Here is a 23,213-nt window from a genome sequence, read left to right on the forward strand (position 1 = left end):
TTTGACCACTCTATATATCTTAGAAGCGACTGGTGTCGCCTGGAGACGAGCAATATGGCAACGAAGGCTAAGGAAAACGAAGAAGCCGAAGTCGAGCGCGAAGGTGCGACCGACGGGCCGCTTCTCGACCTTTCTGACGATGCTGTCAAGAAGATGATCAAGGTTGCGAAGAAGCGCGGCTACGTCACGATGGACGAGCTGAATGCTGTGCTTCCTTCCGAAGAAGTGACATCTGAGCAGATCGAAGACACGATGGCTATGCTGTCGGATATGGGCATCAATGTTGTTGAAGACGATGAGCAGGAAGCTGATCGTGAAGACAATAATGATGAGGAGCAGGAAGAAGGCGGAGATCTGGTTGAAGCAACCGGCACTGCCGTTGCTGCGACCACCACCAAGAAAGAACCAACGGACCGCACCGACGACCCTGTGCGCATGTATCTGCGTGAAATGGGAACGGTGGAGCTTCTTTCACGTGAAGGCGAAATCGCCATTGCGAAACGTATTGAAGCGGGTCGTGAAACGATGATCGCCGGGCTTTGCGAAAGCCCGCTGACATTCCAGGCAATTATCATCTGGCGTGAGCAGCTGAATGAATCCAACATTCTGCTGCGTGAAATCATCGATCTTGAAACCACCTATGCCGGCCCTGAAGCCAAGCAGGCGCCGATTGTCGAGCGTGTGGAAGAAGAAAAGCCGCGTGATGACAAGGCGCCGCGGCGTTCGCGTGATGATGACGACATTACCAATGTCGGCGGTGATACGCCTTCTGAAGAAGATGACGACGACGAGGATGAGGCCAATCTGTCGCTGGCGGCTATGGAAGCCGAGCTGCGTCCACAGGTCATGGAAACGCTTGATCTGATTGCGGACACCTATCGCAAGCTGCGCAAATTGCAGGACCAGCAGGTTGAAAGCCGTCTGGCGGCGACGGCAGACTTGTCGTCCGGTCAGGAACGCCGTTACAAGGAACTGAAAGATCAGCTGATCAAGGCGGTCAAGTCGCTTTCGCTGAACCAGAATCGTATCGAGCAGCTTGTCGAACAGCTTTATGATATCAACAAGCGCCTTGTTCAGAATGAAGGCCGGCTGTTGCGTCTTGCTGAATCCTTTGGTGTGCGTCGTGAAGATTTTCTGAAAGAATATCAGGGTCACGAACTCGACCCGAACTGGGTTGAACGCATCAGCACTTTGTCGGCTCGTGGCTGGAAAGAATTTGCTGCGAAAGAGGAACGTGCGATTGATCGTTTGCGTTCTGAAATTCAGATGCTGGCCACTGAAACCGCGATTTCGATTGGCGAGTTCCGCCGTATCGTCAATCAGGTTCAGAAGGGTGAACGCGAAGCAACCATCGCCAAGAAGGAAATGGTGGAAGCCAACCTTCGTCTCGTTATCTCGATTGCCAAGAAATATACCAATCGTGGCCTTCAGTTCCTCGACCTTATTCAGGAAGGCAATATCGGCCTGATGAAAGCGGTCGACAAGTTTGAATATCGGCGCGGTTACAAGTTCTCGACCTATGCGACATGGTGGATCAGACAGGCAATCACCCGCTCGATTGCCGATCAGGCGCGTACCATCCGTATTCCTGTGCATATGATCGAAACGATCAACAAGATCGTCCGTACATCGCGCCAGATGCTGCATGAAATCGGTCGTGAACCAACGCCGGAAGAATTGGCTGAAAAGCTGGCCATGCCGCTTGAAAAAGTGCGTAAGGTTCTCAAAATCGCCAAGGAACCGATCTCGCTTGAAACGCCGGTGGGTGATGAAGAAGATTCACACCTGGGTGACTTCATCGAAGACAAGAATGCGCTGCTGCCAATTGATGCAGCTATTCAGGCTAACCTTCGCGATACGACGACCCGTGTTCTTGCTTCACTCACGCCGCGTGAAGAGCGCGTGCTGCGTATGCGTTTCGGTATCGGCATGAATACTGACCATACGCTTGAAGAAGTCGGGCAGCAATTCTCGGTAACACGTGAACGTATCCGTCAGATTGAAGCGAAGGCACTGCGCAAGCTCAAGCATCCGAGCCGTTCGCGCAAGCTGCGTTCGTTCCTCGACAGCTAAGAATTTTCGCCCGTTGCCAGATATGGTTTCGGGCGAATTTTATAAGAGCGCATCCCGAAAAATGTGAAGCGGTTTTCGGGATGCGCTTCAAGACAAAGACTTGGAGCGCCGATCTGGTTTAAGCAGATCGAAACGCGCTCTCAAAGAGAGGGAGCGTTATGTCTTTTTTGAAACGTCTTTTTGGTGGTGGTTCCGCGCCAGAAACTCCGGCAGCACCAAAAGAGGCTGGACGTCTTGAACATAAGGATTTCCTGATTATTGCAACGCCTTACAGTGAAGGTGGCCAGTATCAGGTTTGCGGTGTGATTTCCAAAACGATTGATGGCGAATTGAAAGAGCATCGCTTTGTACGTGCGGATCGTTGCCCGGGCCTTGAAGATGCTGCCAGCATTTCGCTTAATAAGGGCCGCCAGATTATTGATGAGCAGGGCGAGGCGATTTTCCGCTGAACCATGAAAGAGATTTGAAAAAGCCGCGCATGAATATTGCGCGGCTTTTTTTATGCTCTAGTTATTTATCTTACGCAAAATCGCTATGCTCTAATGCGGATGGCAGACAAAGCTGACTATTTTCCGAACCACTGGCAGGATGGCAAGCAGAACCGGGAAGGCGATTACCCAGGACAGTGCCCATGACGTCATCCAGCTATAGGTGAGATCAGGGTGCGTAAGGCCGAGGCTTTTCGCCGTTGCGATCAGCGAGACGACGAATGTCATCATGATCGACAGAATAAAAGGCATTACAATCGATGCATATCGCGCTGGCAGTTTTCGGCGGCGTGAACCGTTAAAATCAGACATATGAATTCCTGAATATTATGCGGGAACGCGCAACGAAACATCAAAGCGGATAGCTGTTCCCGGCTAGATTGATGCGTTGCCTGACGTAAGACGCTTACGGCCATGAGGGTGACAAAAAATGTGTAAACCAACAAGTTCCGGCATTCAATAGCGAAGGGCGGCGATTTGCCCATGCCCAAAAATATATAATTGCTCTATATGCAGCACCATGGATAAGAAACCTTTCTGGCAAACAAAATCTCTTGAGGAACTGAACCGACAGGAGTGGGAAAGCCTGTGTGATGGCTGTGGTCAATGCTGCCTGCATAAATTGCTGGATGATGATACCGATGAAGTCTACTGGACAACCGTTGCCTGTACGCTGTTGGATGCGCAGAGCTGCAAGTGCAGTGATTATCCGAACCGTGGCAAGACAGTGCCTGATTGTGTGTTTCTGACGCCTGAGATTGTGTATGAGGTCAACTGGTTGCCTGCAACCTGTGCTTACCGTCTGGTTGCAGAGGGTGCTGATCTTTATTGGTGGCATCCACTGGTGTCAGGTTCACCGGATACGATCTATGAAGCGGGCGTCTCTGTTCGTGGCAAGGTAACAGCCTTTGATCATGAGCTGGTGGACGAAGAGGAATATCTCCAGCATATGGTTCCGCTGGTTTGAAAGTTTTTTTAAGAGCATTAATTAAGTTTAATGTTCAGATTCCGGTGATCTTTTCATATTAATTTTTAAGTTAAATATTTGTTTTTATTGAATTTTATTCTGATTTGTCATGCATGCGATTTGTAATCTTTACCAAGCTGAATGCATTATGAATGCAAGCTTGTCTTTCTGTTCATCTTCCATGGATTACTTGTTCTGTGTCTCGGGTGAAGAGCACCTGATAAAAGTTTGAAAGGGTTTGAAGATGTCCGCAATTTCGTTCAAGTCGTTCGTTGTCACAGCTGCAATTGGTCTTGCTGCAGTCTTTACTGCCGGTGCATCTGCAAATGCAGCACCGTCTGCTGCCGCCCCTGCATTTAATGCATCGGCACATTCTTCTCTGATCCAGATTGATCATCGCAGCAATCGCCATCACGGGCGCCCTGCTTATCGTGGTCCGGCCTGTTCAGTTGAAAACGCCAAGATGAAAGCACAGCGTATGGGCATTCGTAATGCACGTGTTGCATATCGCGGAAAATCAGTTCAGGTCCGTGGCTCGCGCCACGGTCGCCCGGCCAGTGCAGTATTTGCCAATACACGCGGATGCCCGACCATCCGCTAAATATATCCCGGCATAAAAAAGCCAGCCTGAAATTCAGGCTGGCTTTTTGTTATCTTGGATCAAGAAAAGAAAAAGGGGCGAGCGAGCGCCCCTTTCTATCCTTATTCCTTGATTTCAAAGACGACATTAACCGAAACATTGTAGCTGTTTTCACCAGCGGCAACCGGAACAGAATCTTCCGGTGCTGCCGCTGCCATCATCTTGGCCTGACGTACGATTGGCACAGGCATATATCCACGATTTTGTTCACTGATCTCAATAACACGGCCCAGATCCACATCAGCTGCCTCAGCAAGGGTCTTTGCCTTGGCAATAGCGTCTGCGACAGCGCGTTTGCGTGCTTCATTTATTGTCGCTGCCGGATCGTCATTAACAAAGCTCAGATCGCCGCCCTGATTGACGCCGAGTGTTACGGATTCATCAAGAACATTGCCAACCTTGGCCAGATCACGCACGCGAACAGTGAGACTGTTGGAAACACTGTAGCCGCTGATTTTTGGTTCTTTCAGACCATTCTTGTCATCTGGATAGACATAACGCGGCTGAATATTGATGCCGCTTGTCTGTAAATCACGCTCTTCCACCCCAGCCTTTTTCATTGCCTCAAGCACTTTGGCCATTGCTTCATTATTGGCGGTCATGGCTTCGCGGGCAGTTTCTGCATCACGCAATACAGTGAGGTTGAGAATCGCCATATCAGGCGCAGAGGTCATTTTGCCTTCGCCGGTAACGGTGATACGTGCGGGCTGTCTCGTCATCTGGTTCTCCTGTGCTTTGGACGGTAGCGTCAGTGCGCCTGCGAGCAGGAGTGCCGAAACTGAAGTGACAAGAAGGGAGGTCGCGCGTTTTTTCATGATATCTCCTGTAGAGAGTTTTGAGGCATATTGTGTAAAATAATCCTCTGATCTGCTGTTTTATTTGGTTGTTTATGTGCTGAATACCCTTTCAAGGGAAAGCATTATATTATTCGATTTGAAACCTTATTGAATGGCAATTAACCGGGCTTGGTCGCATTAATTTTGTTTGAGCTGCATGAATGGCAATCGAATATGTGCGTATTAGGGCAACTTGTGTAATTGACAGCTTGTGTCTTTCGTTTCTTTAGGGTAGGTGCAGTGTTGCGTGGGGCCTGTAGCTCAATTGGTTAGAGCCGGCGGCTCATAACCGCTTGGTTGGGGGTTCGAGTCCCTCCGGGCCCACCATTTTATAAAAACAAGAAAATCAATGCGTTAAGACTGGCTAAAAAAGGTCAGTTAAAAGGTAGCCTTTGCGTTTTAACGAAGCGACGTGGCTTGCCTATCATGGCGATCTTCTTTGATCGCCATGTACCTAAGACTTTTGAAAGGCCGTCTTGAATCATGATTCAGCTGGTTTGGAAAACCACTTTGTCAGGCAATACTAGCACCGATCGACGCGCTGAAGTGATGCGGATAAGCCCATGAGTGAAAATGTGTAGCGTGTCTGTGTGCCACGCTGTGATGTAGCTTGCACATTGACTGAACGACCTGAACGCATGGCTTGAATGATTTTTGCTTCATCGCCTTCATTTTGTGCCCATGCACGATTGCCTTCAGCAAAAAATGGAAATTGAACGCCATCCACGATCACTTTTACTGTGCTTCCGGCTTTCATATCGTAGCCCATCACCAGTTGAGGGCTGTAATGTGATCCAGACTTGGTAATAAGTATAAAATTATTGCCATGCCGAACACCTGCCGGAAGAAAACTTGACGGTACAGTGAGTGCATAGCACTTATTCCCGGGTAACTGAGTGTTCTGATAAACGCCCCAATCCCTGAATTCGCCAATACGGCTTGTTTTAGCCGAAGCTGCGAGAGAACTCGCCACCAACCCTGCAAGCGCCAACGCAACAGCGGTTGTTTTTATAATCATTGCCTCGATCTCCATATTCATTCAATCACGAAGCTTAAAAAATTGTTTCAATACGTTACGATTTTCTTAACAAAACCCTAAAAATTTGTTGAATGAGAGGAATGGGCCGTTTCATCGGATAAAACAGCCATTATCCATTCCTCATAGGCTGGATTAATTCTTATGTGTTTCGGCTGGGGTTTGTTGCAGCGATAAAGCGTCGTCTTGCGATCTGCTTGTTTCGTTTTTCTTCTTTTTGTCTTGATCATAATGCCACTTAATGGCGAAGAACATACAAATGCCCAATACAATAACCTTGAATGCCATCAAGACTATAGGAATCCATTCCATTTTTTGAATATTCCTTACTGCTCTTTATGGCGCAGAGCATTAGCACAATATAATTGATTCAACAGATCACTTTTTGCCTATCACGGTGTTAAATATTTTTCACAGGTGAGGGATCAGAACTGGCCTCATCTAACGATTAAAAATCGTCTTATAGCGAAGGGCCTTATAATCGACATTTCATTTCCGGTCTTAAATTCAATTTAAGGTAACGCTGTTATTGATGGGCTGACTTGCAAAACTTGCACGAGAGCGCGTTGCGATCTGATTGAATCAGATTGGCGCTCTGAATATTTGTTGTAACGCGCATCTTTGTCCGAAAACCATTTCACAGTTTTCGGGATGCGCTCTAGAGGGTAGAAATGATTTTAGATTTCACAATCGGTTCAGCGGTCGGGATGACAGTGATGTTCGTTCACTTGTTGGCCACACTCACTGTCTATTCACTGGTTCATCTAATCAGCCATAAAATTGATGAGAACAGGGTACTGTTTCTCACTCTGTCATTGATCACATTATACTTGATTTTGTTTCTTTGCTTATGTTGCAGCGTGCTGATCTGGGCAACCACCTATTATCATTTGGGTTTAACCGATAATTTCGGAGACGCTTTTTACTCGGCCATGCTCAGTTATACGACATTGGGTACAGGCGATCTTACTCAAGTCGCAAAAACACGATTGTTTGGCCCGATCACAGGTGCAAGCGGCATCATCATGTTTGGCTGGTCGGCTGCATTGCTGGTTTATATCATTCAGCTGCATCTGCCTGTTATTCTAAAAAAGAAATGGGAAAAAAACTAAAAACAAAGACTTCAGTATAGTAAGGCTTATATATAACAAGGCTGGTTCATCTGTTCAGATGTTCCGGCCTTTTTGTTATTCCTGTCAAGTTCACAGGTCCTGACCTCAGGAAAATGAAGCCCTGCAATCATGCAGGGCTTCATTGATCATTATCATGGATAGTTCAGAAAACAGTATGATCTGATAAAATCAGAATAATATATTCAGAGCATATTTTAAATTCCAAGGAATTTGAACGGTTTTGCGTCCTTGAAGTTTTCGTTCACCACACCGGAGAAAATATTGCGCTGATCAGGGCCAAGATCGAGTTTCTGAACTTTGCCCTTGTCAGCTGAAAAGTCGATCGTGTTAAGATCAACCCAGAAGATATTGGGTGTCAGTGCCGATTCAAAGAAATAGAGCTTACGTTTCTGATCTGAAACCGTGCGCCAGCGTGTAGATGAAATGTTCGGCTGGTCTGGCGTTGTGAGGCCATATGGTACGGAAACATTGCGGATTACACTGAAAACACTGGCGATGGATTCGACCGGGTCTTCAACTTTTGGCACGGCATTGATGTAGAAGGCTGCGCGTGTGAAGCGGTCTGATGCACGGTTCGTACCGGGCAGCATGACGGTCCCACCGATCTGTGTCCAATATGAGTGAAGAGCCAATTGTTGCTCAAAAGTAGGGGAGTTGGTCAGAACCTGATAAGTAGGGCTGTGATGGATGACCTGCTTACCGTCGATATATTCTACAATTGCGCTATCCCCGGATGCATCAGAAATTGCGAGATGAAGAGTTGCCAGTCTGTTTTCGCCCGGTACGTAATCGGTGACGATTGTGAATGGATTAGTGCTCAGTTCCTTGACGGCTTCATCCACCGTTGCGAAATTATCGAGGATATATTGGGCCCATGCTGCAATAGAAAGCCCAGGGCCGGTCCCGTCATATTTAGGATATTCAGATTCTACGAGCCATAGAACATTGGCAACAAGGCCTTTTTCATTCATGCCATCAGTGGTTGAAATGTCATAGCCTGAAGAAATGACGCTGCCATATTTTGATGTCCATTTGATGGAATTTGGGCCTGCTTCGCCGCTGCGATCCATGCCGCGCGGAAAAATCCACAAATTGGTTCCGACATCCACCTTCCAGTCCATGGAACGGGCTGTAATTACCTGATTGTCGGCACCCAGATAAACCGCACGGGTGCATGCTTCTGCAACCGGCGCGGTAAGCATGCTGAACGCAACCAGTGCGCTTGTACATGCTGCGGCAAAGGACTTCTTCAGAATAGCCATAGGTAATCCTCGTCGTTGAATAAGTTGCATATTACGCATCATGGAGCTTTTTATAAAAGCTGTTTGTGATATTTGGGTAAATAGCCGGGCTTAACTTATCTTTTACCGCCATATCCCCGGCGTTTCCATTCAGATAAAAGCATGATGTCGGGGAGCCCTCCACCTGCTTCATACCATGAATCAACCGCCCATTTTTCATTGTAGCTATCAAGTATGACGGCGGTCCAATGCGGATAACGCCCATCAAAGAAATTTCCTCGTGTCGTTTTCCGGCCTGGCTGGTGGTGTTTCAGCCAGCCACGCGAATAAATATAGCGAATGAAATTGTCCGTATTGGTAGATTCGTCCACGCAATCCATTTGCCCCTTGATACGGGCTTTCCCAAATTGCATCCTTGGCTTGTCACGGATGCCAATTGCCGCTGTGCTGCGCTCTTCGAACAGGGCAATCGAACTGCGCAGAGCTTTTCTTTCTGCATCTGGAGATTGAGCACTCTGAAACAGTTTCTGAATGCGACGCAAATCTTGTGCTGACAGGTTTACTTTAGTGTTGTAGTAACAATCATAGCCATGACAGACGCGAAATGTGGCAGCGGTGGCCTGTTCAGGTGTGACAACAAATATAGCAGAAGTTACTGCTATAGCAATAATTGCGATAATATTATTTACTATTGGTCTATTCTTTATCATGTGGGATTATTATTTGTGAACAGGTGTGACGGTTCTATGCGTTCAAGCCCTTGATATGGATTGGCATGTATTGCCAGAATCCATAGGCAAAAGGCGGCTGTTGTCGCATATATGATAAGAGCTTTTATGCCTGCTACCACGCGGTCCGCATGGGTGGTTGCAATGGTGATCGCTGTCAAAACCGTCAGGAAAAGAAGCAAGCACCATTTATATGTGTCGATAGAAGCGGAACCCACCGAAAGGCGGCTGTTTCGAGCGTCTTGCAATTCATCGAAATCATGAACGAGCTGAGAAATGATCGGCGCTGGAATATCTGTTCTTGCGAGATCGACGATTTGTCTGCGGATCTTTTGTAATACGGTTTCAACTGTCGGCGAGGGGGCAATATTGTTGTGCTTTAGCCATTCATCATTGATTACTGCTTCGCGATATTCAATCAGCGTGTTGCGCAATTCTGGCAGGTCCAGAATTTTTGGGCTGGCCGCTCCAATCAGACGATAAATAGATGATCGTTCTTGAGTGGTTGCCTGATCTGCCTTGGAGTTTTCAGACCAGATATCAGCAGCCACAAAGCCCAGAGACAAGGCCCATGCGGTTGCTATTGTGCTGATGAATGTTCCAATGGGGATGGAGAGAATGTCATTCTTTGCATGTTTGGAAAGAAGGTACAGCGCTAAACGCCCGATGAAGTAAATACCGAAGCCAAGTAAAGAAAATACAATGAATGAACTATAGACTGGCAGTTCAAAAATCAGCCTCATGCTTACCTCGTGGCTTATAGCATAATTGGACCTTCTTCAACGAGGATCGATAAGATTATGCTTCAAATACAAAGACTTTAGAGCGCCGATCTGATTCAATCAGATCGAAATGCGCTCTAGAAAATTTCTGGGTTGAACTGAATCATCAGAAACTCTCTATTTATTTGTTTTTACTAACGTTTCTTTCCAAAGACTATGCCTTGTCATGAAACGGCATAGCCGCATCACTATCACCGGCGAGGTTAGAAGTCCAAATGCCTCAAATGTAAATTGTATGCTTTTGTTATAAATAAAGCGTTTGCACGCAATTCAACATAGAACTGCAATAAAAAACCGCCCGACATGGCGGGCGGTTGATATTGTTGCGGCGTATTTTTTAAAAAATGATCGACACGCCGATGACCGGACCATGCTGGGTCACGTCGTATTTAAACTTTTCTCGGCCTTCATTATCATTGAAGTCCTGATAGAGTACGCGATATCCTACACGCCAGATCGTTGGAAGGTCGAATGTCTTGGTGCGATAGCCAAGATAAGCCTGACCATTCGCGCTCAGCTTTGTTCCAGCGCCAAAGCCGCCAATGTCAGCCTCGGCGGACAGGTTCCAGCGGTCGCTGATATCATAGAGTATGCGGGTTCCCACAAATGGATCAGTCCATTGTGTCTTTCGCGTTTCGCTAAACGGGCCAACATTAAGCTGCGCCTTGAGCTGTGTCCAACGGATGCCCACTGTTGGTTCAATAGCGAAAACCCGTTGTTTTCCGAAATAGGTCAGGCCTTCAAGTTCCTGCTCATAGGCGCGGTAGAAAACACCGCCTGCAAGCGTTGTCGAAATAATGTCCAGATCAAGGCGCTCGTGAAGTACGTCCTCTTCTTGACTGGTCTTGGTATATTGCCCGTCAAAATAAATGCCAAATTTTCCATTGGTTATTTCGATATTGCCCATGGCGCTCATGTCGAGATTACTGAAAATCTCTTTGAAAGGCACGTCAACCTTGGTTGACAGGCCAAACAATCCGGCATTGCCATTCAGGGATGCGCCCCAGACATAGGGACTGAAGATCACGCGCCAGCGCTGCTGGTCCTGAAATTCGGTTTGATTTGGTGAAGGCGCAATGATGTCCGCAGCATTAGCATAGGTTGCTGACATTAACATGATAACACTTGCTAAAGTAATCTTACGCATATTAGTGCCTGTAAAATGATTTCTACCATCGCGCGAATTCAGCTTCATAACCAAAATCCCCTAAGAGTGTAACTTAGAATAACCTAAAGTATAATCTGAAACTTCCATTTACATCAATATGTTAATCATACTGAAAAATAAACTAACATTTTTTAATATTAAGAAGATTTACTCTGTTGACATTTTGCAAGACGGTTCATCTTATTTGCTGATAGTTGTGGTTTGTGAAAGTGCACTCATATTCCGATCTGTTTTCAAATCTATCTATTCAGCCATTTATTTACGTAGTGAGGCTTATCATGCAAGAGAAATTATCAGGTTATAAGCTTACCATCAGGGGGCTGGTCCGCGGCTTGGGCGCAACAATGCTGGCACTGGGCCTGATCGCTCCGCAAGCCGCAATTGCTTGCACCAGTTTCGTTTTGCCTACAAGTGACGGCAGCAGGGTCTATGGCCGTACTATGGAGTTTGCTTATCCGATCAATTCGGAAATGATTGTTCTTCCACGTAATTACAGTTTCAAGGCAGATATGCCTGAAGGCCAGTCGGGGAAGGCCTGGGAATCCAAATATGCGGCCGTTGGCATGAATGCTTTTGGTGTCACGGCACTGGCTGACGGGATGAACGAAAAAGGGCTGACCGGTGGTGTGCTTTATTTTCCCGGTTTTGCTGGCTACGCTGAGCCGGGCACTGGCAAGTCAGATGACAGTCTGGCGCCTTGGGATTTTCTGACCTGGGCACTGACCAATTTTGCAACAGTTGCCGAGGTTAAAGCGGCGCTGGATAATGTTTCGGTTGTGGGTGTGCAACAGAAAGATATGGGGATTGTGCCTCCCTTGCATTATACACTGCATGATGCGACGGGCGCATCGATTGTCATTGAGCCGGTTGACGGTAAATTGACGGTTCATGACAATCCTTTGGGCGTGATGACAAATGCACCGTCTTTTGATTGGCATATGACCAATCTGAGAAATTACGTAAAGCTGTCGCCGCAGAATGTTAAGCCTGTAAAAATTCTTGGAACTGAAGTCAGTCCATTGGGTGGAGGTTCAGGCATGTTGGGTATTCCGGGCGATACGACCCCGCCGTCACGGTTTATTCGGGCAAGCGCTTTTGTTCTGTCCGCCCAGCCGGTGGCGAGTGGCGTTGAAAGCGTCCGGCTGGCAGAACATATCGTCAATAATTTCGATATCCCGAAAGGCTGGATTGATGCGCCTGGCATGCCGCTTGAATATACCCAATGGAGCACGATTGGGGATATCAAAAATCAGGCCTATTACATCAAGACCTATGATGATCCTGTTTTGCGCGGTGTAGAATTCAAAAATCTTGATCTGGATGCCAAGGATGTCAAAATTATCAAGATGCAACCTAAGCTTGAGCCGCAACCGCTAGACGTTGCTCAATAATAATTATTTTCTCGAAGGGCCGCTTTTCAGTGGCCCTTTTTATTTTCTGTGATCACGTAATCTTGAGTTCTGCCTTTTTTCGTGAACACAATTTTGCCATTGTTTTTCTTGTTAGCCGCATCCGGGCTTCTTACATAGGCTGTGCGCCGCAGGAATAGTGCCGTTTATATGGTGTTTCACCAGATCGATAGTGCGGCCTGCCTCATCAACATGATACCCAAATGGTTTGCGATGACCACTTTTAGATATTTTACATGGCCTGTGATCTTCACGGTCATTGGTTTGTTTTGTGCCCTGTGGCTTGGTTATTCGACGACAGGCACGATCGGAGGCATGATCTCCGTTTTCATCATCTGTGCCGTATTGAGCGTTCTCGAAATATCGCTTTCCTTTGATAATGCGATTGTTAATGCGCGTATTCTGCGGGATATGACGCCGAAGTGGCAGCATCGATTTCTGACCTGGGGCATCATTATCGCGGTTTTCGGCATGCGTATCGTGTTTCCGCTTGCAATTGTTGCAATTGCAATGTGGACGGATCCGATCACGGCACTGAAACTCGCTATCTGGCAGCCCAATGAATATGCGCGGGTGATTGCAGATGCACATACTGGTATTGCGGCATTTGGTGGCACATTCCTGTTGATGGTCGGCATGAAATATTTCTTCGATGTCGAGAAGGACGTGCACTGGGTCAAAATCATTGAAAGCCAGATGTCGAAATTTGCTTCCGTTCAGGGCGTGGAAATCGGCATTGCAGTCGCGCTGATCCTGTTTTTCTCATACCAGCTGGATGCTGAACATTCGCATACTTTCCTTGTCGCGGCGCTGTTTGGTCTGCTGACTTTTCTTGCTGTTGAGGGACTGGGTGCCGTGCTTGACGCTTCGCAGGAACAGGTGGATCTGGTGCAGCGTGGCGGTCTTGGCGCTTTTATCTATCTGGAAGTGCTTGATGCCAGCTTTTCGTTCGACGGCGTGATCGGTGCTTTTGCGCTGACAACGAACCTGTTTGTGATTGCGATCGGTCTTGGGATCGGTGCATTTTATGTGCGTTCGCTTACCATTATGCTTGTCGAGCGCAAGACGCTTGGACAATACCGCTATCTGGAACATGGAGCTTTCTATGCGATCCTTGTTTTGGCAGTTATCATGTATGTGCAGACATTGTTCCATATACCGGAAGTTATTACCGGGCTTATTGGTGCGGTGCTGATTGGTCTCTCATTCATGTCGTCAATTCGTTACAACCGGAACAACCCGGAATGGCAGAATGAGGCTGATGAGAGTACGAGGGATTAAAATGTGAGCAGATTTATTATGAAAGGCGGCTTTAGCTGCCTTTTTTGTTGACTGGTTGACAAGAGTTGGCAAGCTTTACTGTGCTTGTGGTATGGCTCTGCTGGAGCGTAACTTAATATGCGGCATGCCTGAGAAGGATGCAGCTACGACTTTTCTGGAGAGGGGTTTTCCATGGTCGTCACCCGTTTGAGTAAAACCGCCTTTGTTGCGGCAATTGCTTTCTTCGCGACACTCGTATCATTTGGTAATATTACCGATTATGGCAGCAATTTTGCATTCGTTCAGCATGTTTTGTTGATGGATACGATCTTTCCTGATGCCACGATCAAGTATCGTGCTATTGAAAGCGATACGCTGCATAATGCCGGTTATATTCTGATTATTGCCTTCGAAACACTCACAGCAATTTTGTGCTGGATTGGTGCTTTCGCAATGCTGGGCCGTTTGAGTGGCGATGCGAAAAGCTTCAATCACTCTAAAAAATGGGCCATTGCAGGTCTTTCGGTCGGTTTTCTTGTCTGGCAGGTAGGTTTCATGTCAATTGGCGGTGAATGGTTTGGCATGTGGATGTCATCCACATGGAACGGTATTGAATCTGCATTCCGTTTCTTCATTACGATCATTGCCGTATTGATTTATGTCGTATTGCCGGATGGTGAGATCGAAAAATAATCAGATAAAATGAGATGATAAGGCGGGTTCGTTGATGAATTCAACACCCGCCTTTTGCATCTTGCCAAGCATTGCATCCATTGATCCGCCAAGATCGATGCCACGACATGCATCAAGGCGCACACGAACCTGAAAGCCATGTTCTATTGCGTCAAGGGCTGAATAGGCCACGCAAAAATCGGTAGCCAGACCTGCCAATGTGAGCGAGCCGATATTTCTTTCACGCAGATAGCCAAAAAGCCCTGTGGGCGTCTTGCGGTCATTTTCAAAAAAGGCGGAATAGCTGTCTATGCCGATGCGGAAGCCTTTGCGGATCACAAGCTGGGCGCGTGTCCATTGCAGATCTTTGTGAAAATCCGCACCATGAGTACCCTGCACGCAATGATCGGGCCACAATGTTTGCGGACCATAGGACATTTCAATGGTGTCGAAAGGTTTGGCTCCGGGGTGGGTGGTTGCAAAGCTGGAGTGACCTGCCGGATGCCAGTCCTGTGTCAGAATGACATGTTCGCTCTCGTCAATCATGCGGTTGATTGCGGGCAGAATCTCATCCCCTTTATCGACGGCCAGTGCACCACCGGGGCAAAAATCATTTTGCACATCAATAACGAGAAGGGCATGATCGATCATAAAACGCTCCTGAATGCTTTGCCGCAACTATAGTCAGTGAGAAGTGGTGACGCCAGTCATTATCCGCGTTCTGGTATTACATCGCCTTTGGTGCTACCGACCCCTTATATTTACTTTGACAGGAGACGACTATGAGTGATGAAATCACCCGCGACAGCAATGGAACACAGTTGAATGACGGTGATTCCGTTACGCTTATCAAGGATTTGAAGGTCAAGGGAACCTCGACGACGCTCAAGCGCGGCACGCTGGTCAAGGGTATTCGCCTGACCGGAAACCCGGATGAAGTTGATTGCAGCACAAAGCAGGTTAAAGGCCTCGTTTTGCGTACCGAATTTCTGAAAAAAGCCTAGTGTGGTGGATTTGAAGTTCCTATCATTTGTATTGCATTCACGTTTAGAAACTTCAAATCCGTAAACCACACCAGATTCAATAATATACCAGGGTCAGGCATCAATTTCGACGCGACCACGCGGGCGGCTGCAACAGGCAAGAATGTAGCCGTCGGCGATTTCGTCATCGCGAATACCGCCATTGTGGTTCATTTCCGTTTCGCCGCTGATGCATTTGACTTTACACGTGCCGCAAATGCCAAATTCGCAGGCGCTTGGAATTTTAAGCCCGCCATTACGTGCTGCAAGCAGGATCGTGTCGTTTTCAGTACATTCGACTTCAATGCCCGACATGCTGAAAACAACATTTGCCGTGGCTATGGCAGGTTTTGCTGGAGCGGCATGGTGATATGCATCTGCGCTATCAAGCACAGCAGAGGCTGCCGGCACATCAGAGATTTCTGAGGCAGGCTGAAAACTCTCCTGATGATAGTTAGCCATGTTGAAGCCGGACTGCTCCAATAGTCCACGAACGCCATTCATGAATGGTTCGGGTCCACAACAGAAAATTTTGCGGTGTAAAAAATCCGGCGCCAACAGTTCAAGCCGTGCGTGATTAATGCGACCATGCAGACCCAGCCAGACATGGCGTGCTGATGATTGTTCGACAATGAATGCCAGTCGCATGGCCTCCATACGGCTTGAGAGAAGTTCGAGTTCCTTTCGAAAAATAATATCATCCGGCGAACGGGCGCAGTTGATGAAGGCGACGTCGGTTTCCGGGGCGCAATCAAACAGCCAGCGCGTCATGGAAACCATGGGTGTGATGCCGGAACCTGCCGAGATGAACAGATATTTTTCACCCGGATGATTGGCGAGTGAAAAATCGCCATTAGGCCCATAGGCCTTGATGGTCATTGGCGGGCGCAGATGGTCGAGCATCCAGCGGGTGCCGATACTGTCCTTTTGCGCCTTTACGGTGACAGAGATATGATAGGGCCGGGAAGGGGTTGATGACAAAGTGTAGGTGCGCAGTACCGGACCCTGTCCATCGTCCCGCTCAATCGGCAGTTCAAGGGTGACAAACTGGCCCGGCGTGTAGCGGAACCAGTTGTCTTCAAGGGACTTGAAAGAGAAGGTCATAACGTCTGGCGCTTCTTCGATGGCCGAGATGCATTGGAGCATCTGCAACCTGTCGTTCCACGGCAGCATCTCGTCCAGATATTTCAGAGGCTGCATGGCCTTCCCACTTCTCTTATATCTTGTTCTACGCGCATTTTGCTCCGAAATTGGCTTCCCACTTTTCGGGATGTGCTTAGTTTTAAGCGGCGCGGCTAAGCTTCGCTGCTTCGTCTTTCAGGCGTGGTGTGATTGTATGGGTGTACCATTCAAGGAATTGCATCACGCCACCTTCATGTTCGACAGAATAGGGGCCGGGCTGATAGGCGGGTGAGCGGATACCAACCGCGTTTTCCTCAACGATCCGGCGATCCTGATCATTGGTCTGAAGCCAGACATGGGTCAGCTCGTCCAGATCGTAATCAACGCCTTCTACCGCATCCTTGTGGACCAGCCATTTGGTTGTCACCATGGTTTCGTCCGCGCTGATCGGCAAAATGCGGAAAGATATGGCGTGATCGGCCATCAGATGGTTCCAGGTCGATGGGTAATTGAAGAGCAGCATTGCACCAATATTGGTGTTACCCGATACTTGGTTGCCCAATGGTATTTTAACGGCTGGTTTGCCCGACATGGTGTAGCTCACTGCATCACGCAGAAGCGGGATGCGGGTGATGCGAAAACGGCCATCTTCCGACATTCTGAATTCTGCGGGCAGGTTTATGGAAGCGCAATTCTTCCACAGCTGGTTGATCTCCGGGTCTTCCATGACGCCTTGAACGCCGGTCGCACTCGGAGCTTCAGGATAGGTGCGGCATAATTCTGGATGATTGGCTGCGCAATGATAGCACTCGCGATTGTTCTCCCAGACAAGCTTCCAGTTGCCTTTTTCGATGATTGAACTTTCAAGGGCGACCTTCGCATCCTTGATATTATGGGGCGCGAGGTAAGGTTCCACGAGAGTGCGGAAGCTGTTGAAGTCAGGTGCGTCATTTGCAAGGCAGACATAGATATAGCCTGCGACGGTCTCACAGTGAACCTGCTTCAGACCATATTCAGCAGGTTTGAAATCTGGTCCTACCTGGCGTGCAAATAATAGCCGACCATCAAGTTCGTAAGTCCACTGGTGATAGGGGCATACGAGCTTGGCGGCAGTGCCTTTTTCAGCAGAACATAGGCGCGAGCCACGATGACGGCAGGAATTATGGAAGGCACGGATGCCACCTTGCGCATCTCTTACGATAATAACGGGATAGGCTCCGATCTGAACGGTCATGTAAGAGCCGGTTTTCGGCAATTCGCAGTCATGGCCGACAAATAGCCAATCGCGATAGAAGATGTTTTCCAGATCGAGCTTGAAGAAGTCCGGATCCGTGTAAAACTTCTGTGCCAGGCTGAAATTGGGGTCGCGCCCGGTCAAAAGCCCCAGCATTTCATTGCGAACGTCCATAGAAACGACCCTTTGCGTCCGTATCCAGGTCTGGTTCGTGCTATTCTCGTAGCGACGTTTGCCCGACCGAATGTTCCCTTTATCTTCCAGAAGCAGAGCTTTTCTCATTATCTCAATAGTTTGCCCGTTCATTGGCTTGTGTTCAGACCTGCTTCTGTTGTCATGATTCAATCATCGAAATGTTCTAAACACGCATTGGGATGCGACATGATTTTCACGTAAAGACGACACGCTGTTATTGAGGCAAGGTTATGTAATTATGTGAGAGATGTGCGCTTGCGGGATTGTCAGGAGTTCACAAAGACAGTTACCAAATGACTGCACCTATTTTGTTTCATCCCCTAGGAGGCTAAAAATAATGAAACGCTCCGAAATTAACGAGATCATTCGCGAAAGCGACGCTTTTATCCGCTCATTTGGCTATGTCATGCCGCCATTTGCCTATTGGACGCCGGAAGAGTTGAAACTGCGCACTTCAAGCGATGCAAAAGCTATCCTTGATGGGCGTCTTGGCTGGGATATTACGGATTACGGACAGGGAAAATTTGCTGATCTTGGTCTGTTTCTTTTCACGACACGCAATGGCAATGCTGAAGATCTCAAGCGCGGCGGCGGAATGCTTTATGCCGAGAAGATTATGATCTCGCGCAAGAACCAGATTTCACCAATGCATCGCCATGTGGTGAAGGCGGAAGATATCATCAATCGCGGTGGCGGTACTCTGGTGCTGGAGCTTTTCAATTCGCACCCTGATGGCAGTATCGATGAAGAAACAGATGTAACGGTTGCAAGTGATGGCCGTCTTGTGACGCAAAAAGCCGGTGCTCATCTTAAGCTGCAACCGGGCGAAAGTGTTACGCTTTTGCCGGGCAACTGGCATGCTTTCTGGGGTGAGGGAGGCGATGTGCTGATTGGTGAAGTATCAACGGTCAATGACGATCTCACAGATAATATTTTCCGCGAGCCGATTGGCCGTTTTTCCGATATTGAAGAGAATGAAAAGCCAATACATTTATTGGTTTCTGACTATGACAAGTGGCTTTAGAGCGGATTCTGATCTGATTGAATCAGGTCGACGTTCTAACTCCTTTTATTTGAAGCATAATCGTATCGATACTCGTTTAACGAAGATAGGACTTATGCTCTAAGCGAAATTGAAGGACTGATTTATGAAGCTGGCGATGATCGGAACGGGCTATGTGGGGCTGGTTTCGGGGGTATGTTTTGCCGAATTTGGCTTTCACGTTACCTGCGTCGATAAAAACCCGTCTATTATCAAACGGCTTGAAGCGGGTAAGGTTACTATTTTCGAACCCGGGCTTGATGAATTGATGTCGCGTAATATCCGCGATGGCCGATTGAGCTTCAGTACCGATCTTGCATCCAGTGTTGCAGATGCTGATGTCATCCTGATTGCTGTTGGCACTCCATCACGACGTGGAGACGGGGAGGCTGATCTGCAATATATAGAGGCGGCTGCCGATGAAATAGCATTTGCCATGAAGCCAGGTGCAGTGGTCGTTATCAAATCGACCGTTGTGGTTGGTACCAATGCGCGTATCCGTGATCGAATTGCGCAGGCGCGTCCAGGCATTGATTTTTCGATGGTTTCAAACCCGGAATTTCTGCGTGAAGGTTCTGCGATTGAAGATTTTATGCGCCCTGATCGTGTTGTGGTGGGTGTTGATGATGAGCGTGGCAAGGCTGCCATGCAGCGGCTTTACCGTCCGCTTTATCTGCGCGAGACGCCAATGGTTGTTACCTCATTGGAAAATGCCGAAATCATCAAATATGCCGCCAATGCCTTTCTTGCGATGAAAGTGACATTTATCAATCAGGTGGCTGATCTGTGTGAAAAAACCGGCGGTAATGTGCAGGAAGTAGCGCGTGCAATTGGTATGGATAATCGAATTGGCTCCAAGTTTTTGCATGCCGGGCCGGGTTTTGGTGGTTCATGCTTTCCAAAAGATACACGCGCTTTTGCTGCAACGGGTAAAAAATATGGTGCGCCGCAGTCGCTGATCGAAGAAGTGATCTCAGTCAATGAAGCGCGCAAGCAATCAATGGCAGAGCGCATTGTTGCGGCAGCGCATGAATGCGGCACAAACACAGTTGCAGTTCTTGGTATCGCCTTTAAACCGAATACCGACGATATCAGAGAATCGCCTTCGCTGGATATTATTATGGCTATTCAGAAAGCTGGAATTTCTGTTCGTGCGCATGATCCTGAAGCAATGGATGCAGCAAGGTCTGTATTGTCAGATGTTACATGGTGCAGTTCCGCTTATGAAGCAGCGGAGGGTGCTGGTGTTGTGGCATTGTTGACCGAATGGAATGCTTATCGGGCACTCAATCTCGAACGTCTGGCAAATGTCATGAAGGGCAATGTGTTGATTGATTTGCGCAATGTCTACAAAGCAGATGATGTGGTTGGAACGGGGCTTGATTACCGCTCTGTTGGGCGCATTTTATAATTTTGAAAATAAAAATGCCGATCTGTTTATTATTGATCGGCATTTTTGCAAGTAGAAATGGTTTAGCTGGTTGTCTTCAATCGCTTTTTCTCGTTGGCGATGAGCCAGAGATTGCGAATATAGACTAGAAGCCCAAATCCCTGTCCGGCTATAAAAACAGGATCTTTGCGCTGGATGGCATAGATGAGCAGCAGTGTTCCCCCAATTAATGAAAAGAACCAGAAAGCAACCGGCATTACGCTTTTTTTTGCTTTTTCCGATGCTAGCCATTGGACCACAAAACGCATGGTGAAACAGGCTTGTGCTATAAAGCCCAGAATAATCCAGCCGTCCCATTGAGCAACGAAAACATCGTGCAGCCATTGGGCAAGGCTGTTAAATATATCAGTCATGGGTGATCTCCGTCACGCGCGGCACAACTTTGCGGCGCTTACGTAGCCACCAGACACCATAAAGGTCCAGAACACCGCGTAGACCGCGGTCCAGAATACCGTAATTTGATTTTCCATGACGGCGTTCGCGGTCAGTAACATCAATATGCACGACATCAAAGCCTTCACGAAGAGCGAGTGCGGGCAGATAACGGTGCCAACCGTCAAAAAATGGTAGTTGGCGGAAAAGTTCAGTGTGCAGTGCTTTTAGACCACAGCCGGAATCGCGTGTTTTGTCCTTAAGGATTGCGCCGCGCAGATTATTGGCAAAGCGGGAGGAAAGCTGCTTTAGCTTTGTATCAGTGCGTTTGAGGCGTTGACCGGCAGCAATACCAAAGGCAGGGCCAGCATTGACGAGCGCATCAACCAGGATTGGCAGATAGGCGGGATTGTTCTGTCCGTCACCATCCATTGTTACAATGATTTGTCCACGCGCTGCAAAAACGCCCGAGCGCAGGGCCGCGCTTTGCCCGGAGGAACGATCATGGCGAATATGGCGCAGTGGTTTGCCCGCATGGATGCGGCTTGCAAGGACGTCGCCGGTTGAATCAGTTGAGCCATCGTCTACGACAATGACCTCATAGGCGCGACCCAGCATGGCGCTATCGACTTCATCCAGCAGAAAAGCGAGATTGTCGGCTTCATTGCGGCACGGTATGACCACAGAAATCGTCGGTATTGACAAGCGGAGCTTCCTTCATTCCTTGCGCATTTACAGTAAATAAGTGTGCATAATATTTCAGTAAAAGGTGCCCTGTATCGCGCAAGGTGGGCTCCTTATCATTGATTTACGGGCAAACCAAGGTGTTTCAAGAAATCGTGAGTATGCCCGATCGTTAAAGATCAGCTGCTTTTAACCGGACTTTCGTTCAGACGGAAGTGCCTCGCCAAGCCAATCCAGAAAATTCTGCGTCACCTCACTTCGGTTGAGGTCGTTCAAGCTTTCGTGTCGTGTATCGGGATAGATTGTGCAAGTGACATTGCTGAAGCCCATTGCCTGCATTCTCATAGCCAGTTTTTTAGTGGCTCTGGCTTTGTCTGTTGCCGGATCGTCAGTGCCACCAACCAGATTAAAAGGCAGGTCTTTACGGATATTTTTAAAGTTTCGATCGGTGGCGCCAGCTTTCATCATGCGAAAAATATCGATCCATAATGCGACACTTGCATCAAAGCCGCAGAGCGGGTCTTTCATATAGGCTTCAACCTCTTTCGGATCACGCGATAGCCAGTCGAAAGGCGTTTTATGGTCCGATATGGAGTTGCCCCATGCGCGGAAAGTCAGTTTTGGCAGGATCGAGCTTGGAACATCTGATCCTTTGAGCATCCGCTCAATTTTCAGAAGTGTCATCGCCGCATGGTTTTCGATGCCGCCATTGAAATTGGCGTTCCATATGGCTGCGGCATCAATCGTTTCAGAGTGCTTGAATGTGTAATTGAGTGCGATCAGCCCCCCCATGGAATGGCCGAATAAAACCACTGGCAAATCGGGATGCGTTGCATGAATATGGCGGTTGAGGGAAAGAACATCACCAATTGCCGCTCTATCACCGTCCTTTAATGCAAATATTCCCTTTGGTGTATGGGCATTAATATTCGCGCCATGCCCGCGGTGATCATGGGCATAGACATTGTAGCCGGCTATATTCAATGCTTTTGCAAAACGCGCATAGCGGGCTGAATGTTCTGCTAGGCCATGGCAGATGTGCACGATAGCTTTTGGTGCAGTAATCAGTGATTGCCGAAACGGCAGCGCGATTCCATTATCAAGCGGCAGGTGATGTATGGTTTCAAATGACATGGGTTCATCTGAGTTTATGCTGTGTAAATAGTCAAACTTTCTTTTGGTGGTGTCTTTTAAAAAGGCATCCAGAGGTTGAGTGAGTTAATTTTAGGCAATTGCAATTTTTGAGCAAATTCCGCTTGAAAACTGCAAATTACTGGGCAAATCTATCTTTAACAGGGATGCTGAGAGAGTTTTGAAGAAAGCTCATGACGCTGAATTTGATTTTTTAAGGCATGACCAGCAGGCCATTCGGTGAAAGGGAGGATACTTTCCCGGGTGGTGGCCAGAGGGAAAACCGGGTGACGGAAATATCCGCGCCCGGTTTCGTTGTATTAAGACATATTTCAAGCCGAAGTTTGCGCGATGATATTTGCTTCTGTGCTTTATTTCGCCTACATAGAGCGCGATGCGCCCTATAGGCGCACAAAGGCCGCTCTAACGTTTTGATTTGCTGCATAACTTTTTCTTAAATTGATTTCAATTTTAGAAAAAGTTATGCAGCGGCCTAAAGAATTTTATCGGCGGTTCGGCTTTTAGGTC

General features: G+C 47.8%; 24 protein-coding genes and 1 tRNA gene. 12 read left to right on the forward strand and 13 right to left on the reverse strand.

Going from position 1 to position 23,213, the window contains the following annotated elements; all coding sequences use genetic code 11:
* The first annotated feature begins 54 nt into the window (after positions 1-54).
* Both rpoD and FHY56_RS03570 read left to right on the forward strand, forming a co-directional pair.
* Positions 55-2,073 carry an RNA polymerase sigma factor RpoD gene (rpoD, locus tag FHY56_RS03565; protein WP_140903798.1) on the forward strand — a complete coding sequence of 673 codons (2,019 nt, stop codon included), beginning with the start codon at positions 55-57 and terminating at the stop codon, positions 2,071-2,073.
* Between the two features lie 158 nt (positions 2,074-2,231).
* Positions 2,232-2,522 carry an HlyU family transcriptional regulator gene (locus FHY56_RS03570; protein WP_140903799.1) on the forward strand — a complete coding sequence of 97 codons (291 nt, stop codon included), beginning with the start codon at positions 2,232-2,234 and terminating at the stop codon, positions 2,520-2,522.
* A 90-nt stretch (positions 2,523-2,612) separates the two neighbouring features.
* Here FHY56_RS03570 and FHY56_RS03575 read toward each other — a convergent pair whose 3' ends face one another.
* Positions 2,613-2,873, reverse strand: coding sequence for a DUF2798 domain-containing protein (locus FHY56_RS03575; protein ID WP_140903800.1), 261 nt, complete (start codon positions 2,871-2,873; stop codon positions 2,613-2,615).
* A 208-nt stretch (positions 2,874-3,081) separates the two neighbouring features.
* Between FHY56_RS03575 and FHY56_RS03580 the strand changes: the two genes are divergently transcribed.
* Positions 3,082-3,528 carry a YcgN family cysteine cluster protein gene (locus tag FHY56_RS03580; RefSeq protein WP_140903801.1) on the forward strand — a complete coding sequence of 149 codons (447 nt, stop codon included), beginning with the start codon at positions 3,082-3,084 and terminating at the stop codon, positions 3,526-3,528.
* A gap of 244 nt (positions 3,529-3,772) precedes the next feature.
* A complete protein-coding gene (locus tag FHY56_RS03585) occupies positions 3,773-4,129 on the forward strand; it encodes an antifreeze protein (RefSeq protein WP_140903802.1) in 357 nt (118 codons plus the stop codon).
* Positions 4,130-4,230: 101 nt separating this feature from the next.
* Here the strand turns inward: FHY56_RS03585 and FHY56_RS03590 are convergent, their stop codons facing one another.
* Positions 4,231-4,983 carry an SIMPL domain-containing protein gene (locus FHY56_RS03590; RefSeq protein ID WP_140903803.1) on the reverse strand — a complete coding sequence of 251 codons (753 nt, stop codon included), beginning with the start codon at positions 4,981-4,983 and terminating at the stop codon, positions 4,231-4,233.
* A 271-nt stretch (positions 4,984-5,254) separates the two neighbouring features.
* On the opposite strand from FHY56_RS03590, the gene FHY56_RS03595 reads away from it, so the two are divergent.
* Positions 5,255-5,331: transfer RNA gene (locus tag FHY56_RS03595), tRNA-Ile, on the forward strand.
* 196 nt (positions 5,332-5,527) lie between these two features.
* Here the strand turns inward: FHY56_RS03595 and FHY56_RS03600 are convergent.
* Complete coding sequence (locus FHY56_RS03600) at positions 5,528-6,022, reverse strand: invasion associated locus B family protein (RefSeq protein WP_140903804.1); 495 nt, start codon at positions 6,020-6,022, stop codon at positions 5,528-5,530.
* A 734-nt stretch (positions 6,023-6,756) separates the two neighbouring features.
* Between FHY56_RS03600 and FHY56_RS03605 the strand changes: the two genes are divergently transcribed.
* Positions 6,757-7,152, forward strand: a complete 396-nt coding sequence (locus tag FHY56_RS03605) for an ion channel (RefSeq protein ID WP_158447728.1) — start codon at positions 6,757-6,759, stop codon at positions 7,150-7,152.
* A 215-nt stretch (positions 7,153-7,367) separates the two neighbouring features.
* Here FHY56_RS03605 and FHY56_RS03610 read toward each other — a convergent pair whose 3' ends face one another.
* The 4 genes from FHY56_RS03610 to FHY56_RS03625 form a co-directional block, all read right to left on the reverse strand.
* Positions 7,368-8,435, reverse strand: a complete 1,068-nt coding sequence (locus tag FHY56_RS03610) for a linear amide C-N hydrolase (RefSeq protein WP_140903806.1) — start codon at positions 8,433-8,435, stop codon at positions 7,368-7,370.
* A gap of 95 nt (positions 8,436-8,530) precedes the next feature.
* Positions 8,531-9,124 (reverse strand): hypothetical protein, encoded by a 594-nt coding sequence (locus FHY56_RS03615; protein WP_235889412.1) that lies wholly within the window; start codon positions 9,122-9,124, stop codon positions 8,531-8,533.
* Entirely contained in the window at positions 9,121-9,885 is a 765-nt protein-coding gene (locus FHY56_RS03620) for a bestrophin-like domain (protein ID WP_140903807.1), read from the reverse strand. Before FHY56_RS03620 ends, FHY56_RS03615 begins: the two co-directional genes overlap by 4 nt.
* Before the next feature lie 376 nt (positions 9,886-10,261).
* A complete protein-coding gene (locus tag FHY56_RS03625) occupies positions 10,262-11,071 on the reverse strand; it encodes a hypothetical protein (protein WP_140903808.1) in 810 nt (269 codons plus the stop codon).
* A gap of 299 nt (positions 11,072-11,370) precedes the next feature.
* On the opposite strand from FHY56_RS03625, the gene FHY56_RS03630 reads away from it, so the two are divergent.
* The 3 genes from FHY56_RS03630 (at position 11,371) to FHY56_RS03640 (ending at position 14,454) form a co-directional block, all read left to right on the forward strand.
* Positions 11,371-12,483 (forward strand): linear amide C-N hydrolase, encoded by a 1,113-nt coding sequence (locus tag FHY56_RS03630; protein WP_140903809.1) that lies wholly within the window; start codon positions 11,371-11,373, stop codon positions 12,481-12,483.
* 231 nt (positions 12,484-12,714) lie between these two features.
* Positions 12,715-13,782 carry a DUF475 domain-containing protein gene (locus FHY56_RS03635; protein ID WP_140903810.1) on the forward strand — a complete coding sequence of 356 codons (1,068 nt, stop codon included), beginning with the start codon at positions 12,715-12,717 and terminating at the stop codon, positions 13,780-13,782.
* Positions 13,783-13,953: 171 nt separating this feature from the next.
* Positions 13,954-14,454 (forward strand): DUF2165 family protein, encoded by a 501-nt coding sequence (locus tag FHY56_RS03640; protein WP_140903811.1) that lies wholly within the window; start codon positions 13,954-13,956, stop codon positions 14,452-14,454.
* Here FHY56_RS03640 and pncA read toward each other — a convergent pair whose 3' ends face one another.
* Positions 14,455-15,084 (reverse strand): bifunctional nicotinamidase/pyrazinamidase, encoded by a 630-nt coding sequence (gene pncA, locus FHY56_RS03645; RefSeq protein WP_140903812.1) that lies wholly within the window; start codon positions 15,082-15,084, stop codon positions 14,455-14,457.
* A gap of 131 nt (positions 15,085-15,215) precedes the next feature.
* On the opposite strand from pncA, the gene FHY56_RS03650 reads away from it, so the two are divergent.
* On the forward strand, positions 15,216-15,437 hold the full coding sequence (locus tag FHY56_RS03650) for an alkylphosphonate utilization protein (protein ID WP_140903813.1): 222 nt from the start codon (positions 15,216-15,218) through the stop codon (positions 15,435-15,437).
* A gap of 93 nt (positions 15,438-15,530) precedes the next feature.
* Here FHY56_RS03650 and FHY56_RS03655 read toward each other — a convergent pair whose 3' ends face one another.
* On the reverse strand, positions 15,531-16,655 hold the full coding sequence (locus FHY56_RS03655; protein ID WP_140903814.1) for an FAD-binding oxidoreductase: 1,125 nt from the start codon (positions 16,653-16,655) through the stop codon (positions 15,531-15,533).
* An 82-nt stretch (positions 16,656-16,737) separates the two neighbouring features.
* On the reverse strand, positions 16,738-17,985 hold the full coding sequence (locus FHY56_RS03660) for an aromatic ring-hydroxylating oxygenase subunit alpha (protein ID WP_140903815.1): 1,248 nt from the start codon (positions 17,983-17,985) through the stop codon (positions 16,738-16,740).
* A 358-nt stretch (positions 17,986-18,343) separates the two neighbouring features.
* On the opposite strand from FHY56_RS03660, the gene FHY56_RS03665 reads away from it, so the two are divergent.
* Together FHY56_RS03665 and FHY56_RS03670 are read left to right on the forward strand one after the other, a co-directional pair.
* On the forward strand, positions 18,344-19,030 hold the full coding sequence (locus tag FHY56_RS03665; RefSeq protein ID WP_140903816.1) for a D-lyxose/D-mannose family sugar isomerase: 687 nt from the start codon (positions 18,344-18,346) through the stop codon (positions 19,028-19,030).
* Between the two features lie 124 nt (positions 19,031-19,154).
* Entirely contained in the window at positions 19,155-20,459 is a 1,305-nt protein-coding gene (locus FHY56_RS03670; RefSeq protein WP_140903817.1) for a UDP-glucose dehydrogenase family protein, read from the forward strand.
* Between the two features lie 62 nt (positions 20,460-20,521).
* Here FHY56_RS03670 and FHY56_RS03675 read toward each other — a convergent pair whose 3' ends face one another.
* The 3 genes from FHY56_RS03675 to FHY56_RS03685 form a co-directional block, all read right to left on the reverse strand.
* Positions 20,522-20,851 (reverse strand): lipid-A-disaccharide synthase N-terminal domain-containing protein, encoded by a 330-nt coding sequence (locus FHY56_RS03675; protein WP_140903818.1) that lies wholly within the window; start codon positions 20,849-20,851, stop codon positions 20,522-20,524.
* Positions 20,844-21,575: a glycosyltransferase family 2 protein gene (locus tag FHY56_RS03680; RefSeq protein WP_140903819.1), complete on the reverse strand. Its 732-nt coding sequence runs from the start codon at positions 21,573-21,575 to the stop codon at positions 20,844-20,846. Before FHY56_RS03680 ends, FHY56_RS03675 begins: the two co-directional genes overlap by 8 nt.
* 168 nt (positions 21,576-21,743) lie before the next feature.
* Positions 21,744-22,688, reverse strand: a complete 945-nt coding sequence (locus FHY56_RS03685; protein WP_140903820.1) for an alpha/beta fold hydrolase — start codon at positions 22,686-22,688, stop codon at positions 21,744-21,746.
* Between the last annotated feature and the right edge of the window lie 525 nt (positions 22,689-23,213).

The sequence above is a fragment of the Brucella gallinifaecis genome (assembly GCF_006476605.1).
GTDB classification, from domain to species: Bacteria; Pseudomonadota; Alphaproteobacteria; order Rhizobiales; family Rhizobiaceae; genus Brucella; species Brucella gallinifaecis.